1 protein-coding gene is annotated in these 2,588 nt (G+C 68.9%); it reads right to left on the reverse strand.

All coding sequences use genetic code 11. From position 1 onward, the window contains the following. On the reverse strand, positions 1-2,240 hold a 2,240-nt coding region (locus DBR20_RS11660; RefSeq protein ID WP_258223317.1), incomplete at its 3' end, for a PAS domain S-box protein. Positions 2,241-2,588 lie beyond the last annotated feature (348 nt).

Below are 2,588 nucleotides of genomic sequence, written 5' to 3' on the forward strand. Positions count from 1 at the left end.
GCACGGGCCGCGTGCGCCGCCTGCGCGGCCATGCCGATCGCCTGTTCCGCACTGTGGCCTGCATCGGCGTCATGTACCGCCACACCAATGCGAGGTTCGAACTGGTGCAGCGAATCCTGGCCGCGCATCGGTGCCGAGACGATCTGCAGCAGATCGTCCAGCACGCGCTGGGTGTTGTGTTCCGGCGCGATGGCCAGCACGAAGTCTTCTGCCGGCTGGAACGCCAGCAGGCCGAAGCGCGCGCCCAGCCCGCCCAGGCGCGAGGCCATCGACTGCAGAACCGCATCGCCGATCTCGCGGCCCAGCGTATCGGCCACCAGCTGCAGGCCGCGCAGCTGTACATAGGCGATGGTGTAGGCGCCGGACTGCTCGTCCAGCTGTTCGCTCAGCGCGCGCACGTTGAGCAGGCCCGTGGCTGGGTTGTGCCGCGCGTGATAGGCCAGGTCGCGTTCGTAGGCCAGGCGCTCGCTGACATCCTCGGCCAGCACCAGGCACGCGGGCTGGCCATCGAAATCCAGCTGCGACAGGTGCACGCGCACTTCGAACACACTGCCATCCTTGCGCTGATGCAGGCGCACCGCGGCGTCCTGCAGTTCACCACTGCGCACCTGGGCGATGGCGCCCTTGACCTCGTCCCAGCCCTCGCGCGGGCGGATGTCGAGGATGCTCATCGCCAGGAATTCATCGCGGCTGTAGCCATACTGCTGCACGGCCGCCTCGTTGACCTCGATGAAGCGCAATGTGTCCGGATCGAACACCCAGAACGGTGCAGGGTTGCGATCGAACAGCAGGCGGAAGCGGCGTTCAACCTGGCGCATCTGCTCGCGCGCCTGGTAGCGTTCGCTGAGGTCGGTCAGTGCGCCGATCATGCGCCGCTGCCGATCGGCCACCGCCACCCGCTGGCCACGCGCGGCAACCCAGCGCACTGCACCGCCGGGCAACACCAGACGGAATTCTTCGTCGAGTACCGCGGTGCCGGCGAAGGCCTGGTCGAAAGCCTGCTGCATGCGTGCGCTGTCATCGTGGTGCACGCGGGCGAAGAATTCGGCCACCGGCAACGCATCGGTCTGCACACCGAAGATCTCACGCGCCAGCGGTGACCAGCGCAGCAGCGCAGCGTCTTCGTCGACATACCAGGTGCACACGCGGCCCACCTGATGGGCCAGGCGCAGCTCGGCGTGGCCGGTATGCAGTTCTTCGGCCATCGACTGCTGCCGATGGGTGCTGCGGCGCACCGCGTACAGCAGCACCAGCAGCAGCGCCACGTAGGCCAGCACGATCACGATCGCCGCCTGCAGATACGGCCACCAGGGCTTCAGCACGTCCTCGTTGGCCAGGCCGACCTGCACCGCCAATGGACTGCGTTCGAGGGTACTGATGGTGGAGATGCGCGGGATGTGGTCCACCGCGCCGGGAATGCTGCCCAGTTCAACCACTGCCTGCCGGCCCAGCAGCTTGCGTGCCGGCAGCGTGTAACGGCGGCCGACGGTGCCATGCGGATCGGGGACACGGGCCAGCATGTAGCCATCGGCGTCGCTGATCGAGGCCAGGCCATTCGGTCCCACATCCAGACCGCCCACGATCCGCTGCAGTTCGCCGCAGCGCAGCCGCGCCAGCAGCCAGCGATCCCCCTCCATCGGCAGCGCCAGCGGCACCACCCAGCCGCCGTCGTTGGCACGCTGCGGCGGCCCGATGTACAGCGCGCTTCCCTGCCCCCGTCGCTGCGGATCGGTCCACAGCGGCAGCTGCAGGTCGCCCTTGCCGGCCGTCAGGGCGCGGCCGTAGGTATCGAGCACGACAATGCTGTGCAGTTCGGCGTGGCGGCGCAGCACGCCGGCAATGGCGGCATCCAGCAGCGCGGGCGCCTGCGCAGGCACTGTGCGGAACAGCTCGGCCGCATCAGCGGCGATGCCCCCCATCGCCCGTTCCAGGTTGCGCAGTTCCAGTGCCAACAGGCGCTCGCTGCCTACCGCCAACGCCCGGCTCTGCCGCTGCGCGGCTTCCAGCCGGCGCTGGTAATCGTTGGCCAGCATCGCGGCCAGGCCGACCGCCAGCAGCACGCCCAGCACCACGCCGCCCCAGGTAATGGCACGCAACGGCCGGGCCAGCGCGTGTCTCAGCGCCGGCATCGGTCGGTCTTCCCTGGGCAGTCGGCTGGCTTCATGCGCGAACGATTCCTCCACATCCCCGACCTCAACGGCCGGCGGACGCCATTCTTGACGCCTCAACCTGTCCTGCATGCGCCCTCCCCCGGGTGCTGCAGACATCCAGCCCGCAGCATGCACCACGCCGATGACCGCGTGAAGGTCGCTGCTGCGTGTTCAGCCAGATCACGCACAGTGCTGGCCCTGCCGGGCACGTCCAGCCAGCCCGCAGCGGATTAGACTTGGAGTTTTCCGCCGCAAGAGAAGTCCATGTCCAAGCTGCGCCGCCCCACCCTGGCACTGGCCATCGTTGCCAGCCTGTCCCTGGCCGCCTGTGACCGCCCGGCCGATCCGGCCGCCGGCACCGCCGCGCCAGCCGAGGCGACACCCGCTGCCGCCAAGCCGATGCTGGGCAGCTTTGGTTTCGATGCCAGTGGCATGGAC

The sequence above is a fragment of the Stenotrophomonas sp. HMWF023 genome (genome assembly GCF_003060985.1).
GTDB classification, from domain to species: domain Bacteria; phylum Pseudomonadota; class Gammaproteobacteria; order Xanthomonadales; family Xanthomonadaceae; genus Stenotrophomonas; species Stenotrophomonas lactitubi.